Source organism: Sinorhizobium medicae, assembly GCF_007827695.1.
Lineage (GTDB): Bacteria > Pseudomonadota > Alphaproteobacteria > Rhizobiales > Rhizobiaceae > Sinorhizobium > Sinorhizobium medicae.
This window is the reverse complement of record NZ_VITA01000003.1, coordinates 179,151-199,168: the sequence shown is the minus strand read 5'-3', so window position 1 is coordinate 199,168 and position 20,018 is coordinate 179,151. Positions and strand designations below refer to the sequence as shown.

Annotated in this window: 16 protein-coding genes; 11 read left to right on the top strand and 5 right to left on the bottom strand. The window is 57.9% G+C overall.

The features are described 5' to 3' along the window. Nucleotides 1-274 precede the first annotated feature (274 nt). The 8 genes from FB009_RS06470 (at nt 275) to FB009_RS06435 (ending at nt 11,830) form a co-directional block, all read left to right on the top strand. The gene (locus FB009_RS06470; protein WP_018011228.1) at nt 275-1,600 is read left to right on the top strand and encodes an amino acid permease; all 1,326 of its coding nucleotides are present in this window, start codon (nt 275-277) and stop codon (nt 1,598-1,600) included. 145 nt (nt 1,601-1,745) lie between these two features. Then, complete coding sequence (locus FB009_RS06465) at nt 1,746-2,672, top strand: cation diffusion facilitator family transporter (RefSeq protein WP_024324425.1); 927 nt, start codon at nt 1,746-1,748, stop codon at nt 2,670-2,672. Between the two features lie 205 nt (nt 2,673-2,877). Continuing rightward, on the top strand, nt 2,878-5,148 hold the full coding sequence (locus tag FB009_RS06460; RefSeq protein WP_024324424.1) for an arginine/lysine/ornithine decarboxylase: 2,271 nt from the start codon (nt 2,878-2,880) through the stop codon (nt 5,146-5,148). Next, nucleotides 5,135-7,498 (top strand): ornithine decarboxylase, encoded by a 2,364-nt coding sequence (gene speC, locus FB009_RS06455; RefSeq protein WP_011970081.1) that lies wholly within the window; start codon nt 5,135-5,137, stop codon nt 7,496-7,498. The genes FB009_RS06460 and speC overlap by 14 nt, the downstream gene beginning before the upstream one ends. Before the next feature lie 27 nt (nt 7,499-7,525). Beyond that, on the top strand, nt 7,526-8,884 hold the full coding sequence (gene potE / locus FB009_RS06450; protein WP_011970080.1) for a putrescine-ornithine antiporter: 1,359 nt from the start codon (nt 7,526-7,528) through the stop codon (nt 8,882-8,884). Nucleotides 8,885-8,913: 29 nt separating this feature from the next. After that, on the top strand, nt 8,914-9,855 hold the full coding sequence (locus tag FB009_RS06445; protein WP_011970079.1) for an amino acid ABC transporter substrate-binding protein: 942 nt from the start codon (nt 8,914-8,916) through the stop codon (nt 9,853-9,855). 155 nt (nt 9,856-10,010) lie between these two features. Then, nucleotides 10,011-11,156, top strand: coding sequence for a calcium/proton exchanger (gene cax / locus FB009_RS06440; protein ID WP_011970078.1), 1,146 nt, complete (start codon nt 10,011-10,013; stop codon nt 11,154-11,156). After that, complete coding sequence (locus FB009_RS06435) at nt 11,153-11,830, top strand: VIT1/CCC1 transporter family protein (protein WP_011970077.1); 678 nt, start codon at nt 11,153-11,155, stop codon at nt 11,828-11,830. Before cax ends, FB009_RS06435 begins: the two co-directional genes overlap by 4 nt. 177 nt (nt 11,831-12,007) lie before the next feature. Here FB009_RS06435 and ppk2 read toward each other — a convergent pair whose 3' ends face one another. The 3 genes from ppk2 to FB009_RS06420 form a co-directional block, all read right to left on the bottom strand. Continuing rightward, on the bottom strand, nt 12,008-12,865 hold the full coding sequence (gene ppk2 / locus FB009_RS06430) for a polyphosphate kinase 2 (protein ID WP_011970076.1): 858 nt from the start codon (nt 12,863-12,865) through the stop codon (nt 12,008-12,010). Between the two features lie 111 nt (nt 12,866-12,976). Continuing rightward, nucleotides 12,977-14,206, bottom strand: a complete 1,230-nt coding sequence (locus tag FB009_RS06425) for an HlyD family secretion protein (RefSeq protein ID WP_011970075.1) — start codon at nt 14,204-14,206, stop codon at nt 12,977-12,979. Between the two features lie 3 nt (nt 14,207-14,209). Then, nucleotides 14,210-14,698, bottom strand: a complete 489-nt coding sequence (locus tag FB009_RS06420) for a hypothetical protein (RefSeq protein ID WP_011970074.1) — start codon at nt 14,696-14,698, stop codon at nt 14,210-14,212. A 553-nt stretch (nt 14,699-15,251) separates the two neighbouring features. Between FB009_RS06420 and FB009_RS06415 the strand changes: the two genes are divergently transcribed. Then, on the top strand, nt 15,252-16,397 hold the full coding sequence (locus FB009_RS06415; RefSeq protein ID WP_011970073.1) for an AI-2E family transporter: 1,146 nt from the start codon (nt 15,252-15,254) through the stop codon (nt 16,395-16,397). 44 nt (nt 16,398-16,441) lie between these two features. Here the strand turns inward: FB009_RS06415 and FB009_RS06410 are convergent, their stop codons facing one another. Continuing rightward, nucleotides 16,442-18,196: a hypothetical protein gene (locus FB009_RS06410; protein WP_011970072.1), complete on the bottom strand. Its 1,755-nt coding sequence runs from the start codon at nt 18,194-18,196 to the stop codon at nt 16,442-16,444. 138 nt (nt 18,197-18,334) lie between these two features. Here FB009_RS06410 and FB009_RS06405 point away from each other — a divergent pair, with 138 nt between their 5' ends. Further along, nucleotides 18,335-18,604: a hypothetical protein gene (locus FB009_RS06405; protein ID WP_011970071.1), complete on the top strand. Its 270-nt coding sequence runs from the start codon at nt 18,335-18,337 to the stop codon at nt 18,602-18,604. Between the two features lie 122 nt (nt 18,605-18,726). Further along, the gene (locus FB009_RS06400; RefSeq protein WP_011970070.1) at nt 18,727-19,362 is read left to right on the top strand and encodes a helix-turn-helix domain-containing protein; all 636 of its coding nucleotides are present in this window, start codon (nt 18,727-18,729) and stop codon (nt 19,360-19,362) included. A 56-nt stretch (nt 19,363-19,418) separates the two neighbouring features. Here the strand turns inward: FB009_RS06400 and FB009_RS06395 are convergent, their stop codons facing one another. Continuing rightward, a complete protein-coding gene (locus tag FB009_RS06395) occupies nt 19,419-19,898 on the bottom strand; it encodes a hypothetical protein (protein ID WP_011970069.1) in 480 nt (159 codons plus the stop codon). Nucleotides 19,899-20,018 lie beyond the last annotated feature (120 nt).

The following is a 20,018-nucleotide window of genomic DNA, read 5'->3' as shown; positions in this document are numbered from 1 at the left end:
TGGCACCGATACGGGATGGTCCCGGCCGTGCGCGTTGGTGTCGAGGGCTCTAGGCGACGTTGACGCAGGCTGTTGCCGCATCGAGCGTTGTCGATCTCGGATGCGCTGCTGAATTGGTATCTTCGTTCACCTTGATGGGCGATCGAAACAGTTAAAGGAGCCGTTTCCAAGATCAGATTCCAGTCCCCCCATGCTTCTCCGCGCCACACCGGCAACGCAGGTCAGCGCTCATCATTGATACATTTCTGGGCCCCGCTCTCGAAAGGTTGAGCCGATGTCAGCACCGTCAAGTGGCAAGAGCCTGGGTCTGGCCGCCTGTACCGCCATCGTCGTCGGTAACATGGTCGGCTCCGGCTTCTACCTCTCGCCGGCGGCAGTTGCTCCCTACGGCAATCTCGCTATCGTCATCTGGATCGTGATGGGAGCGGGTGCGATCTGTCTCGGGCTGACGTTCGCACGGCTCGCAAAGCTCTCCCCGGCGGTCGGAGGGCCTTATGCATATACGCGCATAGCCTATGGAGACTTTCCGGGATTTCTTATCGCTTGGGGATATTGGATTTCCATCTGGGCGTCGCTGCCCGTTATCGCAGTGGCGTTCGCCGGCGTGGTCATCGATTTTTTTCCGATCCTCCGCGGGCGCGGAACGGCGACGCTGCTCACGTTGAGCGTGATCTGGCTTGTCGTGCTCGTCAACTTACGCGGCGTCCACGCGGCAGGGCTCTTCTCGGAAATCACCACCTACGCTAAGATGATCCCGTTCGGGGCAGTCGCGCTGCTGGGCTTGTTTTACATCGATTTCTCCCACTTCGCCGACTTCAATCCGAGCGGCCAGCCGCTCCTTCAGGCGAGCGCTGCGTTGGCGCCGCTCACCATGTTCGCCTATCTGGGGCTTGAATCTGCCACGGTGCCCGCTGGCGATGTGCGCGACGCCGAACGTACGATCCCGCGTTCAACGGTGCTTGGAATCTCCATTGCTGTAACGCTGTACGTTCTCGGCACCATTGTCGTTATGGGGTTGGTGCCGAGAGAGGAGCTCGTCCACTCGGTAGCACCTTTCTCCGAGGCAGCAAGGAGAATGTGGGGACCGGCCGGTGAACTAGCGATTTCTCTGGCAGTTGTCCTGTCGTCGATCGGAGCGCTGAACGGCTGGACCTTGCTGATGGGGCAGGTGCCAATGGCGGCGGCGCGAGACGGATTGTTTCCACCGCTGTTCAGCCGGCTCTCGGCGCGAAATGTGCCCGCCACGGGGATTGTCGTTTCGGCGACTCTGGCGACAATTCTCGTGCTTGTTCAGGCAGCCGGTTCCGAGGGCTTCTCATCCATTTATCGGCTATTCGTCGGCTTGAGCACAATGACGGCCGTTATACCTTATGCGTTCTGCGCTCTTGCCAGCAGTCTCGTCTCCGCACGGGTTAGCGGAGGGACTGTAATACCGCGTGTAACCCTTATCGAGCTTGTTGGCTTCGCTTTTGCAATGTTCACGCTTTACGGCTGTGGTGCGGAGCCTGTCCTCTATGGACTGATGCTGCTGTTGCTGAGCATCCCCGTTTACATATGGCAGCGACGGCGGAGCTTCGTGCCGGGTGATTTCGGCCAATGATCCTGGCCGTGGCCTGACGCCTGATTGATCGCGATGACTTAGAGCGGATGCGGGTGGAAAACCGCGCGCACTTTCCTTCATCCCGCTCCAGGCAGGCAGCAGCGCCTGGTACCGGTGTGTGGTTCGTTCCGTACTCGAGGGCGATATGTTCAACGAGCAGACCTTCCTTCGGGCTTCCATCGCCGCCACTGTTGTCGTCGCGGCATTTGGAGTTATCCTGGGTCTTCTGTCCGGATCATTCTCCATCACATTTGACGGCGTCTACTCGCTCGCCGATGCCGGGATGACTGTCTTGGCGCTTTGGGTTTCCAGACTGATTGCGGTATCGGCAACGGGCAATGCGTTGCCCGGCCGTATGCGGGATCGTTTCACGATGGGGTTTTGGCACCTCGAGCCGATCGTCTTGCTTCTCAACGGTACATTGCTGATGGCCATCGCCGTTTATGCGTTGATCAATGCGCTGACCAGCGTTCTGAAAGGGGGCCATCAGCTCCAGTTCGGGTTCGCCATTGCCTATGCTGCCGTCACCGTGTTCATTTGTACGATGATGGCGGTGATCGGTGTGCGAGCTAATCGCGGGCTCCGATCGAATTTCATCGCGCTTGACGTCAAGGCCTGGATCATGTCGGGGGGCATCGCCTCGGCGCTTCTGGTCGCTTTCATAATCGGCCATGCGGTCCAGGAAACGGCATTGCATTGGATCACGTCATACGTCGATCCCGTGGTGTTGGCTTGTGTCTGCATCGTCATCATCCCCCTGCCGATCGGTACGGTTAAGTCGGCTCTCGCCGATATCCTGCTGATCACCCCAAACGAGCTCAGGGCTCGGGTGGAGCGCATCGCCGACGAAACGGTGCGGAAGCAGGGCTTTGTTTCTTACCGGGCATACGTCGCCAGGGTTGGGCGCGCCAAGCAGATAGAGCTTCATTTCATCGTGCCCCGCAACTTTCCACCTCAACCTTTAGAGTCGTGGGACCGAATTCGAGATGAGATTGGGATTGCTATTGGCGATGAAGGCCACAATCGTTGGTTGACAATCGCTTTCACGGCGGACGAGAGGTGGGCAGAGTGAGCACGAGCCCTGCCGGGGTCGTTGACGTCGCCATCGCCGATCCGCGGTCGGCGCCCATCGAACACGATTATCCGGCCTGATTACGGGACGAATAGAAGCTCGCGGGCATAGTTTTGATCGGAATCAACGACGCGCCAGCGACGCGCGTGTACGACTTACAACGAAAGCTGAGAATTCGCCGCCGCGTCCGCAGGAGCCTGGGAGCATGGAGTTCTACAAGGCATTCCCCATCGCTGTCATCGATGAAGACTACGAGGGTAAAAACGCTGCCGGGCGGGGCATGCGCAGCCTCGCAGAGGCGATTGAAAAGGAAGGTTATCGGGTCGTTGGAGGCCTCACCTATGAGGATGCACGCCGCCTCGTGAACGTCTTCAACACCGAGTCCTGCTGGCTGATTTCAGTCGACGGGGCGGAATCAAGTACGACGCGATGGGAGATTTTAGCCGAGCTGCTCGCCGCGAAACGCTCCCGGAACAACCTGCTGCCAATCTTTCTGTTTGGCGACGATACAACGGCGGAAATGGTGCCGGCGCCCGTGCTGCGCCACGCCAATGCCTTCATGCGTCTCTTCGAGGATTCTCCGGAATTCATGGCGCGCGCGATCGTGCGCGCGGCGCAGAATTATCTCGAGAGGCTTCCGCCTCCAATGTTCAAGGCGTTGATGGAATACACGCTTCACGGCGCCTATTCCTGGCACACGCCAGGACACGGAGGCGGGGTGGCGTTTCGCAAGAGCCCGGTTGGGCAGCTCTTTTATGCGTTTTTCGGAGAGAACACATTGAGGTCGGACATTTCTGTGTCCGTCGGCAGCGTTGGTTCGCTCCTCGATCATGTTGGGCCGATTGGCGAGGGTGAGCGCAATGCTGCGCGCATATTTGGTGCGGACGAGACGCTGTTCGTTGTCGGCGGCACATCGACCGCCAATAAGATTGTGTGGCACGGTATGGTCACTCGCAACGACCTCGTCCTCTGCGACCGAAACTGCCATAAATCTATCCTGCACTCACTGATCATGACGGGTGCAACGCCGATTTACCTGACGCCCTCACGCAACGGCCTCGGCATCATCGGCCCAATTGCGAAGGAGCAGTTTACCCCGGAGGCAATCGCGCAGAAGATCGCCGCCAGTCCGTTTGCCGGTGAGACGAACGGTAAAGTGCGCCTGATGGTGGTGACAAACTCCACATATGATGGGCTCTGCTACAACGTAGATGGAATCAAAGCGGCGCTCGGCGATGCGGTGGAGGTACTGCATTTCGACGAGGCCTGGTTTGCTTACGCCAATTTTCACGAATTCTACGATGGATATCACGCGATCTCTTCGACGAAGCCCGCGCGTTCGCAAGAAGCCATAACATTCGCAACCCAGTCAACGCACAAGCTGCTGGCTGCCTTCTCTCAAGCTTCAATGCTTCATGTGCAGCATGCCGAGGCGAAGCAACTCGACATCACACGCTTCAACGAAGCGTTCATGATGCACACATCGACATCGCCGCAATATGGGATCATCGCCTCGTGCGACGTGGCTGCTGCCATGATGGAGCAGCCGGCCGGGCGGGCGCTGGTACAGGAGACCATTGACGAGGCCATGAGTTTCCGCCGAGCCGTCAATGCGGTGCGGACACAGATGCAGGATTCCTGGTGGTTCGAAGTCTGGGAGCCCCCCATCGCGGATCGGGCACCGAGCGACGCCAAGTCGGATTGGGTTCTAAAGCCCGGTGATGCGTGGCATGGCTTCGAAGACCTGGCTGAGAATCACGTGATGGTTGACCCTATCAAGGTCACAATCCTTTCGCCCGGGCTCAATGCGGGCGGAACGATGCTGGAGCATGGTATTCCGGCCGCAGTCGTCACGAAGTTCCTTTCTTCTCGCCGGATCGAAATCGAGAAAACCGGGCTCTACTCTTTCCTGGTGCTCTTCTCCATGGGGATCACAAGGGGCAAGTGGAGCACCCTGATCACCGAGCTCTTGAACTTCAAAGACCTCTATAATGCCAATGCCCCTCTTTCACGTGCCCTTCCCGCCCTCGCGGCAGCCCATCCGGACGTCTACCGGACAATGGGCCTCAGAGATCTTTGCGAGAAAATTCACGACGTGTACCGCAGCGACGACGTGCCGAATGCCCAGCGCGAGATGTACACCGTGCTACCCGAAATGGCACTGCGCCCGGCGGACGCCTACAACCGTCTGGTCAAGGGGTGCGTCGAGAGCATTGATATCGACGAACTGATCGGCCGGACACTCGCAGTCATGATTGTACCCTATCCGCCGGGAATCCCGCTCATCATGCCTGGTGAGCGGATCACCGCCGCCACCAGATCAATCCAGGACTATCTCGTCTACGCCCGGAGTTTCGACAAAAAATTCCCGGGATTTGAGACAGACATCCACGGACTCCGTTTCGTCGCGAACCCGAGTGGACGGAGATATCTCGTGGATTGCATCGTCGAGGAGGGGCAAGATGATACCGCGTGATGTGAAGGCTCCGACCGTCCCCATTCCATTCCACAAGCTGCTCAAGGTCGTGGCATTCGTCGACGAAAGCAATCTGGAAACGAAGAGACTTCTTTCGCACATTGTCGCGGAAAATTTCGAAGTCGAGTTGCGCGGCAGCTATACCGCCGACGTGTCCGAGGACGCTTCGGTTGGCGCCTATATTGGGACCGTCGAGGGCGGACGGCTCGAAGATGCCCGCAAGTTCGTCCGTGCGGTCAGAGACATCGGATTTCGCACGCCGCTATGGGCCCTTGCAGACTCCCACGGTATTGCGGACATCGCGGCGATAAAAATGGCCGGTGAAGTGGATGGCTTCGTTTATCTTGGGCAGCAGACACCGGCGTTCTACGCAAAGCAGATCATTTCAAGTCTGGTCAATTACGGCAAGACGCTCCTCCCGCCGTTTTTCGGCGGCCTCATGGCTTACGATGGAGAAGCCAACATTGCGTTCGACTGTCCCGGACACCAGGGCGGACAGTTTTACCGGAAGTCGCCCGCAGGCCAGCTCTTTTTCAATTATTTCGGCGAAAGCATATTTCGCGCCGATCTTTGCAATGCCGATGTCGACCTGGGCGACCTGCTGATCCATGAAGGGCCGGCGGCCGAGGCGCAGAAGAATGCAGCAAGGATTTTCGGCGCGGACCGGACCTACTTCATTTTGAACGGCACAAGCACATCGAACAAAGTGGTTACGAACGCGGTACTGCGCGCAGGCGACCTCGTGTTGTTCGACCGCAACAATCACAAGTCGCTTCACCAGGGCGCGCTGGTGCAGGCGGGAGCGATACCAATTTACCTGCCGACCGCGCGCAACTCGTTCGGGATGATCGGTGCCGTGGACTGGGACGCCTGGGACGAAGCGAGCCTGCGCCGGCAGATCGAAAGGCATCCTCTGGTCGAGGACAAGACGCGGGCCAGTGCAGAGCGACCGTTCCGACTCGCCTGCATCCAACTTGCGACCTATGACGGCACTATTTACAACGTCCGCAAGGTGTTGGAACAGATCGGACACCTGTGCGACTACGTACTCTGGGACGAGGCGTGGATCGGCTACAACGCTTTCCACCCATTGTTTGAAGACCACAGTCCGATGCGAATCGACACGCTTGATGCCGAAATGCCGGGATTGTTCTCAACGCAATCCGTCCACAAGCAAGGGGCCGGCTTTTCGCAAGCCTCGCAGATTCACAAGCGCGACGAGCACATCCGTGATCAGCGCCGCTACGTCGAACATAAGCGCTTCAACGAGTCGCTTCTCATGCATGTTTCGACTTCACCCTTCTATCCGCTATTCGCCTCGTTGGACGTCAACGCCAAGATCCACGAGGGCAAGGCTGGCGAAATGCTCTGGGATCGCTGTATCGAGCTGGGTATCGAGGCACGCAAGAAACTGAGAGAATTCACCCGGTACTACGAATCGACGGGTGCGGGGCCCCAGGAGCAGTGGTTCTTCGACCCCTTCGTACCCGATTTCGTCACGATCTCGGACTCCAAACATACGAAGGATGTTGTCGAGTCCCGTTGGGAGGCGCTCCCGACGGAGGTCATCAAACGGGAACAACAGTGCTGGCGCTTCCGTCCAGGGGCTTCATGGCATGGATATTCCGGCTATTCCGATGGCTACGCAATGGTGGATCCAAACAAGCTCACGCTTCTCACTCCAGGCATAGACCGTGCGACGGGGGAGTATCGAGACTTCGGCATCCCGGCAACGATCGTTGCCAACTATCTTCGCGAACAGCGCATCGTTCCCGAGAAGTGCGACCTCAACAGCATACTGTTTCTGCTCACACCGGCCGAGGACGAGAGCAAGCTCAACACGCTGATAGCCAAGTTGGTGAAGTTCAAGAACTTGTGGGACCGGGACGCGCCTTTGGCCGAGGTTCTACCTACCGTGTTTGCGGCGAACAGAGAGCGCTATGCAGGATACACACTCCGGCAGGTCTGCGCAGAGATGCACGACTTTTATCGGCAAGCAGGGGTGAAGGAATTGCAGCGTCTCTGCTTCCGGGGGGAGAGCATGCCCGAGCCCGCAATGGCGCCGAAAGCGGCTTATGAAGCTCTCGTGGCAAACGAAGTTGATTATGTGGCACTCGACGAGGTTTTCGGCAGGATTTCGGCCACGCTCGCGTTGATCTATCCGCCGGGCATAGGCGTCATAGTCCCCGGGGAGCGCTGGGACGAAAGGGCGCGGCCGATGCACAACTATTTCCTGGCATTCCAAGAGTCCTTCAACCGCTTCCCCGGCTTCAATTACGAGGTCCAGGGTGTGTTTCAGGAGCGAGTTGACGGCCAGATCAAGTTCTACACCTACGCCGTGCGCGAGTAATCGCCTCTTCCGAGGGAGGATCGGGTCATGACTGAACATTCGCTCAACGTCGCCGTAGAAGCTGCGTCGAAGAAGAAAATGAACCTGGTCCAGCTCACCTTCATCGTTGCGGTGAACATGATGGGCTCGGGAATAATAATGCTGCCGGCGAACATGGCGCAGGTCGGCGCCATTTCACTTCTGTCCTGGCTGGTGACCGCGGTCGGCTCGATGGCGATCGCTTACGGATTTGCACAAGCCGGTCTATTCAACCAGCGTCCCGGAGGGATGTCGGCCTATGCGGAGGATGCCTACGGCAAACCAGGCTATTTCCTCGTTTTCTTACTCTATTTTCTTTCGCTCGCTGTCGGCAATGTGGCGATCGGCATTTCGGCCGTCGGCTATCTCGCGGGGTTCTTCCCGTGGCTGACGTCCACACCGATTGCGACTTGCGTTAGCCTGATCATCCTTCTGTGGCTTACGACTGTAGCCAACTTTGGCGGGCCGCGCGTCACGGGCCGTATCGGCTCAATTACGGTCTGGGGAGTGATCCTTCCCGTAGGGCTGCTCTGCATTATCGGTTGGGCATGGTTCAGCTCGGAGGTTTTCGCGGCTGCCTGGAACCCCAATGGACTGACCCTGGTTCAAGGCATGGGATCGAGCATCTCGCTGACGCTCTGGGCCTTCCTGGGAATGGAATCGGCTGCACAGAACTCCGACGCGGTGGAAAATCCCAAGCGGGACGTTCCTCTTGCCTGCCTGTTCGGGACGCTCGGGGCCGCTATTATCTACATTCTCTCGACCACAGTCATTCAAGGGATCGTGCCGAACGCTGAGCTTGCCGCGTCGACAGGACCGTTCGCGCTTGCCTTTGCCACGATGTTCAACCCCGCCATCGGATCAGTCGTCATGGCGCTGGCTGTTCTCGCCTGCGTCGGCTCGCTACTCGGCTGGCAGTTCACCATCGCGCAGACGGCGCGGGCCGCCGCAGACGAGCGCATGTTTCCGTCCCTCTTTTCGCGGGTGAACGAGATGGGTGCGCCCGTAACCGGGATGATCGTTATGGGCGTTGTTCAGTCTCTGCTGGCGCTCATGACGATTTCACCCACGCTCAACGAGCAGTTTGCAGCGCTCGTCAATCTTGCGGTCGTTACAAACGTGCTTCCCTATATCATCTCCCTTTCCGCACTCTTCGTCATGATGAGGGCGGCTGGCGTTTCAGAAAGCAAGTTCCGCTTGAATTCTTCGATCGCGATCGTGGGCATGCTCTATAGCGTCTTTGCGATTTATGCGTCCGGAAAGGATGCCGTGCTGGGCGGTATGCTCGTCACCGGAATTGCCTTCATCATTTACGGCCTTATCGCGCCTCGCTTCACCGCAAGACCGGGGACTCTGAGGACAGCGTGAGGTCAAGAGAAGCGTTGGGAGGATGCACCATGCAAGCCGCACCGGGCAAAGGACGTCAAACGGGACGACGGATAGTCAGATTTGGGCTGACGCTAGGAGCAGTGACCGTCAGCATGTGGGCGACCGCAGAAGCACAGACGCTCGATCGCGTCCGCAGCAGCAGCACCGTCAAGCTGGGCTACGATGCGACCGCGCGGCCATTCTCTTTCAAGGCCGAAGGAGAAAGCGCCACCGGCTACGCCGTCAGCCTGTGCATGGAGGTGACCGAGGAATTGAAACGTGAACTTGGGATTGCCGATCTTGCGGTCGAGTGGATTGAGCTCACCAGGGATGCTGCCGACAACGCCATACGACAAGGTTCGGCCGATCTCTTCTGTGGTGCGTCGCCCGTGACCTTGACGCGCCGAAAGGAGGTTTCGTTCTCGATACCGATCTTTCCGAGCGGAACGGGTGCGGTACTGAGTGCGAGCGCACCACTTGCGTTGCGTGAGGTTCTGACGCAGGGACGCCCTTCTGACCGGCCGATTTGGCGGGGGTCCCCCGCAAGAACCGTGCTCAATCAGAAGACATTTTCCCCGATCGCAGGTACTACCAGTGAGGATTGGCTTGCGGAGCGGATAAAGACGTTTCAGCTTTCAGCGACCATCGCTGCTGTGGAGAACTATGATCAGGGAATCGCCAATATTCTCAACGGCGAGTCCGACGTACTCTTCGGCGACCTGCCGCTCTTGCTCGACGCCGCCGCGCGCGGCGAAAATTCCGGCGATCTCATCGTACTGAAGCGCCATTTCACCTACGAACCGCTTGCGCTTGTGCTGGCGCGCAATGACGAGGATTTTCGAATCGTCGTTGACCGAGCCTTGAGCCGCACCTACCGATCGGAAGATTTCCCGGCATTCTTCAGCGAGTGGTTCGGACCTCCTGACGATACGATCGTGACCTTCTTCCGGCAAACGACCCTGCCTGAGTGAAGCGCTTCCACGAGAGCCTCTCCTGGGGCCCCATTGCGGTCAAACGTCCCTTCGCCGAGAAACTGTAGTTGGGTAACGGCGAAGGGCAGTTCGCGTCGTTGCTTCATGCACTCGAATCCAAATCAAAAGCCTTACGGGGTCGGAGGACCATACGGATGCGCACTTTAGAGGCGAAGAGGTCCACCACGCAGCCGCGATCTGCAATCGAAACCGTCGTACGGGAGCTTCGACGATCTCCACTCCTGGCGTTGATCTTCTTCGTACCTGTCGTCATTCTCCTGGAGCGGATGGCTCCCGAGGCTCATACGTTGTTGTTTTTCGTTGCGATCGCAGCGATCGTACCGCTTGCTGCGCTCTTGAGCCGCGCGACGGAATCGGTGGCAGCAAAGACCGGTGATGCGGTCGGTGGCCTGCTCAATGCCACGCTCGGTAACCTGACGGAGCTCATTATCACGCTCGCCGCTCTGCAGGCTGGGCAGTATCTTCTCGTCAAAGCCTCGATCGCGGGCGCGATCGTCACCAATAGCCTTTTCATGTTTGGAGGCGCTTTTCTCATTGGCGGCCTGAAACATCACCTGCAGGAATTCAACAGGGTGAATGCGCGTTTTCAGGCGAGCCTCCTGTTCCTTGCGACGATTGCGATCCTGGTGCCCTCGCTCACGAGCGGCTTGGACCGCACCCCGGCAGGAGAATTTTCCCAGCAGTTGAGCCTAGGGTTGGCGATCCTGCTCATAGCCGTCTACGGACTTGGCATGGTGTTCTCCCTGAAGACGCACAAGGAACTGTTTGCAAGCGTCGGTCAGGCCGAGGCGGGAGAGGAGCCCTGGCCGCTTTCGATCGGGATTGTCGTTTTGATTGTCGTCACGCTCCTCGTCGCGATAGTCAGCGAGATTTTCGTGGGATCAGTGCAAGCTGCCGCGCAACATCTGGGACTGACACCGGCCTTCGTTGGTTTCATCGTCATCGCCCTGGTTGGCGGAGCTGCGGAAATGACCACGGCGTTCTCAGCGGCGCGCGCAAATCGCCTGGACCTCAGCGTTGGCATCGCGCTGGGCAGCGCTGCGCAGATCGCTCTCTTCGTTGCGCCGGTACTCGTCATTGTCAGTTACTTCATTGGGCCCCAGCCGATGTCGCTCGAATTCTGGCCCGGTGCGGTGGCAATGATGCTGGTGGCCACCATGGCGGCGACCCTTCTGTCCAATGGCGGGCACGCAGCGTGGTATGCGGGCGTCATGGCGCTGGCGGTGTACGCCATATTTGCGTTGACGCTGTTCCTCTTGCCCCCAGGAGTGACTCAATGAGCGAGAAAGTGTCCGGTAATGGCGGCTCGAAGCGTTTGTTCTACGGCGTCCTCAATCCTGTTGAACGCTCCAACGAGGTGCTCTTTGGATTGATCATGGTCATGACGTTCACGAATTCGCTGAGCACCACGGAAGCAGGACGAGCAGATGTGCGGTCAATGCTGATTGGAGCTGTCGGTTGCAATCTGGCGTGGGGTATCATTGACGCAGTCATGTACTTCATGAGCTCTATGGCTGAGCGCAAGCTTTCAGAGCGGACGGTTCACCGCGTGCGGACAGCTGATGACGTTGAAGCGGCTCGCGAAATAGTGGCAGAGGCATTGCCGGGCATCATTCTGCCGGCGCTTTCGTCCGAAGACCTGGAACGGATACGGCGGCACCTGGCCAGCCTCCCTGACGACGAGGTGCGCGCGCGACCCACCACGCGTGATGTGATCAGCGCGCTAGGTGTCTTTCTGTTGGTCTTCTTTTGCACATTTCCGGTCGTGTTTCCGTTCATCGTCATGACAGACGCCCTGGCCGCAGTGAGCGTCTCCAACGCGATAGCCACTGCTCTGTTGTTTCTGGCCGGGTATACTCTGGGACGTCACTCCGGCAACCCAGTGCGTCTGGCGCTTGCAATGGTCGCGATTGGTTTGATGCTGGTGGCCTTAGCCTCAGCCCTCGGAGGATGACATGCAAGTCCAGCATCGATTTCAGCCGGACCAGTCTAAATGGAAACAATTCTATTGAACTCGAGCGGAGGGGAATGTTTGCTCGGCTGGCGCGCGCCGGCCCAAGGTACGGCAAGCCGGCCGAGCAGCAAAGGGCGCAGAGCCTACGACCGCAGACGCACAGCGCCGGAAACTGACTCAGAAAAGGTTTGGCACCGTGCGGCGGGACCGCGTATCTCTTTCGAAATCAGCCGGCCGCTTCTGACGCTTGCCTAGGTCAGGTTCCTCGAACTTCACCCGTTCGTAGGGAATTGAGGAAAGAATATGAGCTATACAATTCACGCGCGCCTGCTTTTTATTATCCGATGGGACGATCCACCATGGCGCATCGTCGGTGTCTGTCATCCTGATCATCTCGTCATAGGCTCGAGTGTAGTCCCACCAGCGGCGATAGGATTCGACATCCATCGGTGACAGCTTCCATTGGCGCAGCGGATCATTGATGCGTTGCCGGAATCGGCGGTCCTGTTCCTCTTCGCTTACATCGAGGAAATACTTAAGCAGCACTATTCCGCTTTCGATCATCGCTGCCTCGAACCGTGGAGCGATCTCCAGAAAACGCTTTGCTTTCTTCTCCGAGCAGAAGCCCATTACGCGCTCGACGCCGGGTCTGTTGTACCAGGATCGGTCGAAGATCACGATTTCACCGGCCGCGGGAAGCTGCTGTATATAGCGTTGCATGTAAATCTGCGTCTTCTCACGATCCGTCGGGGCAGGTAGGGCCACGACACGAAAGACGCGTGGGCTTACTCGCTCAGTGATCCGTTTTATCACGCCGCCCTTGCCAGCTGCGTCTCGTCCCTCGAAGACGATGACGATCCGAGCCCCTGTCTTCTTCACCCAAGCCTGCAAATGAGCGATCTCCTCCTGTAATCGGGCCAGCTCTTTTGCATAGTTTCCACCGGACCGCACCTCGGAGCCCTTGGTCTCGGCGGATTTCCCGTCCTCCGCTTTCGAGTGATTGTTCTTTTTCCTGTCGTCGGTGTGCTTGTCCATTGTCCCTCCTCCTGTTGCTCACTGATTGCGGTATCTATCGTTACTTGAATCTGCGGTTCAGTGCCCGACAGGTATTGACGTCTGCGTTGGGCGCGGCGGAGCCGACCCTCCTCAATGGCCCTTGAAGACCAGCGTCTGGACCGGCAAAAGCAGGGCCTGAAGCCTGAGGATCATGGCGTGCACCAATCCCACCGCATCGACGACGTGCAGAAATAGCCAGTGAGGTGTGCTGATGCCCGGCGCATGTAGTGCATCGTGATTGCTCGTGTACGCGTTGGCAATGCAACTGCTTCCAGGTGGTACCCCGCTGAACTGCCCCTCGTAGAGCGGCTCCAGATAGGCGGTCAGCGTGCCAGAACTGGCAAGTTGCTGCGCGTCGACGAGCTGGTCGGTCGGACGAACTTGGCCGGCGGCGATGACGTCTTGCACTTCCGTCACTACCATCGGGATGATGGTGAACGGCTTGCCGATGCAGGTCGCCTCGGCAATCATCCCGGCCTTCATCACCTGTGCTTCGATCTGGCCGAAGCCAGCGATCAGGCCAACGCGGCGTTGCTCGGGAACCAGGATACCGGCCGAGCGAATCATCGGATTGACGATATCTCCAGCTCGGAGCGCGAACTGCTGCACTACGCCGGCGGTTCCAGCCCGTACGATCGTCTTGTCAAGCTCCACCTGGGCTTGGTTCAGCGCCGCTTCAGCGCTCGCCTTCTGCGCCGGCAGGAGTGAGGCGATTTTCGTTTCCAAGGTCCGCTTGTTGGAGATCGACGCGGCACGCGCACCATCGCGACCGTCGACAGCGACCTGCAGGCGCTCGATTTCGCGCCTTGCGACGATGTTGGGGTTGCGCTCGTTCAATTCGACCTGCGTCTCGAGTTCATTCAGCGCCTGAAGATAGTCGCCCTCGGCCTGGGCGATAAGGCCGTCGGCGGAGGCCAGTTCGCTTCGCGCAACAATTGCCTCTGCCTCGATCTCGGAGACGCGTCGCCGGGCGGTCTCGAGTGCTGCTCGTTGCTCGGAATCGTCGAGGCGGAAAAGGGGAGCTCCGGCAGGAACCTTCTCATTGAGGTCGACATAAACCTCCGCTACTCGCCCGGTCGATTCGGGCATTATCGTTACCGTGCGGAACACCGCGGTGACGTTGCTGGTAGATGGATGGAAGTAGAAGATCATTGTGATCAGTGAAATGGTGAGGATAAGGCAGGCCGTTATGCCGTATCGAAGCTCAAACCACATGGAATAGAGATTGATCTCACGGCCGACGCGCTTGCCTTGGACATAGCGGCGGACGAGGTAGTCCGGAAAAATGGTCAGCAGCGAGCAGATCAGGAATTCCAGCACAATTCACCCCCTCCGTTCGGCCTTATCGTCACCTGCCACGGGCTCTATCTCGAGCGGTACCCATTGCGGCGGGCTTGCGTGGGATTCGTTGGCTCGCGGGGGCATCGGCGCCGGCTGGGCGCTCGTCACGGGTTCGTCGGTTCCATCGTGCCGGTCGGCCATTTTCGCCAGCGAGCGAGCGATTGATTCGACTGGAGACGAGAAGTTCGGGAATTCGACCATGGCAAGTAAGAGAGCCGCAATCCAGAACAAGTGATTGTGGGTGAAGAGCGCGATCAGCGCCAAGACGCCGACGATCTGCAACTGCACTTTGCTGGCGCCATGCGCCATGTGCTCGGGCAAAGCGTGCAGGCGCAGGTAGAGGATGCCGACCACAAAGACCATCAGCAAGACGAAGACGATCATCACGTTAAAAAGAACGTCGGTCTGACCAGGCGCGGTGATGAACGGCGGCAGATGGGCAACCGCAGCCGGATGCAAGGAGTCTTCCATCTCTGCGCTCCCCCTTCCTGAAAACTGGCACAAGCCGCTGGCTGCGGCAAAAATGCTTGAACCTAAGGCGAGTAGAGAAGGGGACTAGTCACCTCAATTTCCTCAAGTCTGATATTACGCCAGAATGCGTCGGTGGCATTGATCGCGGTCAATATTGACAGGTAACAACTTGCGAACCGTCCCGATACCGGCTGCTTCTCTCTGTGAAGACGCGCCGCGCTAGGCCTCCAGGTCAAGTCCCCATCATTCACGCGCTTGTAAAACCTGCCTATGACCCAAGATCTGTGTACGACGAAACGCGCGAAGCGGGAACGCTGATTGACGTATGCTACGGTATGTTACTGCTGCGCTGCGGATATGCGGCGTACAATCAACCATAATCTCTGGCTTGCATGAGGGTACCTGGCCCCCGCGACGGACGATCGGTGCAGAAGACAGGACTTTTTTGCTTCAACTGAAGTGACCCTGCGCGAGCGCATTTGCATCGAACGCGCAAGCCTCAGAAACCACGCGGATGAGCTTTTTGTTTCCGGCATCAAAGGCGAGGTTTGCCATGGACGACAATCCATCATCCCAACGAAACCCGGACCCGGTTAATCCCGCCGCGCGGCCGTCTATCGAGCCGAGAATAACCGAGATCGCACGGATCGGCCTGGTTGGACTTTTCGCCTACTGGTCTCTGACCTTGATCGCGCCATTTGCGATTATTCTTATTTGGGCCGCGATCCTGGCTGTAGCCCTTTATCCGGCCTATACTGCGCTTTCAGCTGTCCTCGGCCACCGGCCCCGTGTGACGGCGCTCGTCATTACAATGCTGGGGCTGCTCGTTATCGTCGCTCCGCTCGCAGCCATTGCGATCAGCTTTGCCGAGGGCCTACAGGTGGTGCTTGCGAGGCTGAATGATCGATCTCTTCTGATTTCGGCGCCACCCGACAGTATTCGCAGTTTTCCGCTTATCGGCGAGCGCATCTATTCGGTCTGGAGTATGGCTTCTGACAATCTTGAGGCCGTATTGCAACAGATCAAGCCTTCGCTCCTGCAAGCGGGCAGCAAGGCGCTCAGCACAATCGCGTCGATTGGCGCCGACCTGCTCAGCTTTGTGGTTTCCGTTCTTGTCGCCGGTTTTCTCTTCGGGTCCGGAGCACGGCTGGCAAACAGTGCGCGGGGATTCGCGAGCAGAATAGGTGGGGAGAGAGGCGTTGGCTTTTTGCAACTGGCAGCGGCAACGATCCGCAACGTGGCGCGGGGTGTGATCGGTGTCGCCCTCTTGCAAGCCTTTCTCTGTGTTTTGATCCTGAGCCTTTTCAAAGTTCCTGCACCCGGTGCAATCGCCTTCGTCGTCCTTATCCTCTGCATCATTCAGATTGGACCGGCGTTGGTTCTGCTGCCCGTGATCGTCTGGGCGTGGACCTCGATGGAATTCGGCATGGCTGCCTTGTTTACGATCTTGCTGATACCGCTCCTCATCATCGATAACGTCATGAAGCCAATCCTGGTCGCGCGCGGACTTTCCACACCGACACTCGTGATTTTGCTGGGTGTGCTCGGCGGCACGCTTTCGTACGGATTGATAGGACTTTTCCTGGGGCCGATCGTTCTCAGCGTGTTCCACGATTTACTGTTGATCTGGATGAGCACGGACACCGTGGGAGCGGAAAGGCTGCGGCTGGAGCCATCGAAACTGCCGAATCCAACCTAATGGCACGCATGCCATGGCGCTTGCCTATGGCGCTTGGCGATACCTCAATTTCCGGGAACGGGTACGCCTGCCTGGCGCAAACCCTCTATGAAATGCTCTCGGTCTTCCGGGCGGTGAATTCGCAATGCGACTTCGTTTCGTGCGTTCTCGAGGAAACCAGGTACGTTGGTTTCAAGCCATTGTCTCTCGGCACGAGCCAAGTCCATCTTGCCGAGCTTGCCAAGAATGGCGAGTAAAATGACATGGTAGACAGGATTGGCGTGAAGGTCCGCCAACCGGGCCCACCGTTCGGCGGCGACGTAGTCGTGTTCAATATAGCAACAGACCGCCAGCGCTGCCTCGAAATATCCTGTCGGCCCGGGATTGCTCGCTACGGTTTTCGACACAAGGTCGCACCCCGAACGCCACTGACCGGACAGTGCGAGCCGGAAACCATATTCGCCCGAGAACTCGGCGTCGTTGGGATTGATCGCATAAGCGCGCGCGCCGACCGCCAGGGCAGCGCTAACTTCGCCGCGGAAAAATAATGTAAGCATCTCCGCCTGCAGTGCGCGAACGTTCTGAGGGTCAAGCTCCACCGCACGCGCCGCAGCCTCGATCGCGTGTGTGAGCGACACCGACGTCGATCGGTTCAGGCGATATCGAAAGCGAAGCTCGTCAACATAGGTCAGTGAGAGAAGTGCCCATGCCGTAGCATAATCGGGAAACTGTGTCGTTGCATGCTGAAGACACTCTTGAACGGAGGCATGTGTCTGCGGATTTAGATCGCCCCGATACCCGTAGTAGGCCAGGGTGCACGCATAAGCCTGCCAATCGTCCGGGACAGAGCGCATGAAGTGTGTGGCGTTGGCCTGGAAAACAATGCCGTATGGTTGTGCGATGGCACTAGCCACTGCAGCAGCGGCGTTCTGCTGCAACTCGATGATCTTACGCGGCTGTAGTACTTCGTCATAGGTGTTCGCCCACACGACTGAACCATCGGAATGCTGGACTAGCCGTATGCCCAGCCGAAGTTTGTCGCCATCGAGCCGGACTCGGCCTTCTAACGCAAAGGCCGGATATTCCCTTTCGGCGCTATGAGGGTTCGGGGCTGCCGGCCCGGCGACCACAACAATCTCCTTGAACTTGGCGATGTTGTTGATGACCTCATCTGTTAGTCCGCGTGTGATCATCGCCGATTGCGGCGTTTGTGAAAGGTCTTCAAACGGCATCACCATCAGTTTCGGAATGTTTGGAGTGCCGCCAGACTTCGTGAGGCTCTCGAATGTCGTTGCCGCCGAGCCAAAAAATGCATTTGCGATCAAACCACATGTCAGGAGACCCACTGTGGCCACACTGACCCACAGCGCGGTCTGCTCAAGCGGCATGGAACGCGACTGAACGTCTGCGGCCTGTCCGGAAGTTAGGGGGTACAGCGCACCGAGCCGTTTTTCGAAGGCGGGCGCGTAGCCGCCCTTGGGCATTTTTATCACGATTGGATCGTTGCTCCCCGCAACGAAATAATATCGCTCGAGGGCGCGTCGGATACGACCTGCTTCGATCCGCACGACTGGATCCGTTTGAGCATCGAAAGAAGAATCCCGCCCGAACACTTCGGTGGCGATCGAATAGGCCTTTATCCGGTCGGCACGGCCCGCAATTGCCTCTCCGACAATGTAGGCCAGGAATTTGCGCGCTCGGTCCGGCACGTCGAATTCGGCGCTTGACCGTATTCGATCGAGTTGTGCAAGAATTTCCGTGTTCGTAGGGAGAGCGGTCGGCGATCCGGCTCGGACGATCTCCCGGTCAGCGATTGTCATGTCCGCCCCTCATGGGCAAAACGTAGGATTGCAGAAACTGCCCCGTATACTCTTGTATCTTACGTCCATATCCCGGCAGAGCGCAATACAATCCGACGATAAGAAAAACATCTTTGAAACCGAAGGTGGAGGAGCGCCATGAATGGGGAACCGGACTGGAAACACTGCATGGCAGCAGCATTGCGGCGATTTCCGGCGCGCTCCTTGCAAATCAGGGAGCTATCGATGCGCGATGAGGATTTCAGGGGAATGTGCGAGGATTTTGCAGCCGCTGAGGACGCACTCGCGGCCGTCGATCAGCTTCCTTTGCATATTCGCGAGGAACGCCGTGCTGAGTTCAAGGGACTGATGGAGAGCTTGGCAGCAGAGATTGATGAAGCGCTTGGCCCGGCGGACGGGTTCATTTGACTCAAAGGTATTTGCCTGCTCATCCGAAGGGCGGCGTTCCTACGCAATTTCTCGACAGAGAACAGCGGCGGGAGCTTCGCGAGCAAGGCGGCCCGAATAATAAAAGTTCTGGGAGTGGAGAAATGAACACTTCGATATCGGCATCCTGGGGGAGGCATATAAATGCCATTCCCCCGCAGTCAGGCGAGGCGGCGTTGGCGCCGACCAGCAGCTTCGTTGACGGACAGTGCATTTACTCTTGCGGAGAACGCGCCGATCAAGTCTATCGGGTCGAATTCGGTGCCGTCCGGGTTTATAGGTTACTCGCGAATGGGAGGCGGCAGATCCTTGCATTCCATTTTGGTGGCGACTGGTTTGGCCTGCAAAGTCGGGACCGGCACAGTTTGAATGCAGAAGCAATTGGGGTCACCGGCGTTAGATGCATCGGCCTTCAGGAAGAACCGCTTTGTCGGCCGGCTCTATTCTCCGCGGTGCTGGAAAACTTCTCCGCCGCACAAGAGCATCAGCTCGTCATCGGTCGTCAAAGTGCGATTGAGCGCGTCGCGGCATTCCTGCTCGAGATGTCGGAGCGCTCTGGCTATTCACGCAGATTCGAGTTGTCCATGTCCCGTGTCGATGTTGCGGACTATCTCGCGCTGACGATTGAGACGGTTTCGCGCTCGCTGACAAAGCTGAAGCACAGGGGCTTCATCGAGCTGCATGGCGCTCGCGGGATTGAACTCGTGGGATATCGAGGCCTTCAGAATTTATGCCTTTAGTCGTTGCTTAGGATCGCATGACGAGGAGCCACAATATCGCGCCAAAGCAAATCGAGTTAACGGAAGGCTTCTGGCTCGAGCATTTTGTCGCTGTAAGGAGAAGGGATCTTTGGCGCCCCAACGTGGAGGAAAGGTTTTCCAACGGCCCGATGGCAGTCGTTGCATTCGGCTGTCATCCGGGAGAAGGACTGCTGAAACTGCTCGTCACTTCTTGCGACAATGGCCTCTTCGATCGAATTTGCTATCTTCTGCGCGTTGGCGAAATCGAAGTTGGACTTGTCAGGATGATGGCGAGAAACGTCATCAAAGCCTGTCTTTACCTGCTCCAATTGATAGTCGGCCAAAGCCCAGTTTCCCAATTTGACTGAGTACCAAAGCTTAGAGCGGCTGAGATCTATCTTAGTCATGATCTCGCCAACGCTGGGTACGTATTTACTGGGCTCGTCAACTGATTTGCCCCGCTGACCAGCCGATCCGTCGGATCTGTCGAGTAGGAGCACCAGAGCGGCTACCGGAATCACCCACGTTGCTCGCATGCCGTCTCCAATGTTTTTGGATATAGGACCGTCAGACCGGATCCTGTCTGTTTCCCAGCAGCGTAGATCGATGTGCCACATCCGAATGTCGGAATAAGTAGCAATCCGGTCGACGCGTCG